This is a genomic window from Acetobacter tropicalis (assembly GCF_001580915.1).
Classification (GTDB): domain Bacteria; phylum Pseudomonadota; class Alphaproteobacteria; order Acetobacterales; family Acetobacteraceae; genus Acetobacter; species Acetobacter tropicalis.
Window position 1 is genome coordinate 1 of the sequence record NZ_LHZQ01000051.1, and the last position, 1,109, is coordinate 1,109.

Sequence of the window (1,109 nt, forward strand, 5' to 3'; positions counted from 1 at the left end):
TTCCAGTTCATGTCCCGTCAGAAACTCATAGAGGAAGGCGGCGCGGCGCGCGTATTGCCCGGTCGGTTCCCGCTCTATCCAGTCTCGCACGAAATCGGGTCCCGACACTTCGAATACCCGTGCCAGCAGTTCGAGGCTGGTTGGCTCATAACGCAAATGGAACTGAAGGTGTCCAGCCGGGCTCTCAGCGGGTCGCATGCTTTCCGGGTAAATTTCGTGGCTCTCAAAGCCATGATGGCGGCTCTCCCGGCGCGAACCGGCCGTGCTGGTCACGGGAAAGCCGCAGCAGGGATCAACACCAAAGTTATCGCCGAGCCATCGCCCCCCAAGCAGTGTGGACTTTTCTGTGTCCGCCATTAGGAATACGCCTCATTCGAAAAAACCGATTACGATTGCTCATATTCGATTAGAAATCAGCAATATTGCAAGAAAAGACTTACGCTGCGGGTGAGCGAGACTCCGGAAAAGCCGGGCCAGGGCAGGCTGACAAGGCCCGATACGGAACCAAATAGCTGTTTTCCAATACAATTCATCGGAATGCAAACCATCCGCTCCCCCGAAGCAGACGTTCGGCCTGCAGGTCGATGTTTCGAACACTCAATCCATCACGAGACAGCCTGTTTATTTTATTCCAATGATATCAATAGGTTCCAGTTCTCTGTTTCGTTGCCGTCGGCACGCCAATCTTTCCAATGACTTAGAGTTTTGGTCGCGGAATGATTGACTGCTTTTGGGCCCACCTTGGGCCCATCGCCAAAAAAGACGATAAGCACATGGTCCCAATGGGCCCATGAAAAGGCTATGCTGGGCCCAGGCGAGGCTCACCATGAAAGACCGAATCACTTCTGCCAAAATCGATCCTGCGACAGGCCGTCCCCTTCCGGCAGGCGTGGAATATCGTGGCAAAGGCCAGTATCGAGCCCGCAAGCGCATTGCAGGCGGAGAGCGGATCCATCAAACCTTTGCCTCGGCCAAACTCGCCCGGCGCTGGCTGGACACGACGTCCGCCAAGCTGGAACTCGGACAGTTTGAGGACACGCGCCCACTGGAACGTCAGACCGTTCGCGACCTGGTCGACCGTTATGTGTGCGAGGAGATGCAGACCCGGG

The 1,109-nt window shown here is 55.9% G+C and carries 2 pseudogenes; one reads left to right on the plus strand and one right to left on the minus strand.

Annotation, left to right across the window (positions count from 1 at the left end):
- Positions 1-357 (minus strand): annotated as a pseudogene (locus AD944_RS15985) (Fic family protein); the annotation flags it as partial.
- Between the two features lie 469 nt (positions 358-826).
- Between AD944_RS15985 and AD944_RS00305 the strand changes: the two are divergent.
- Positions 827-1,109: pseudogene (locus AD944_RS00305) on the plus strand (site-specific integrase); the annotation flags it as partial.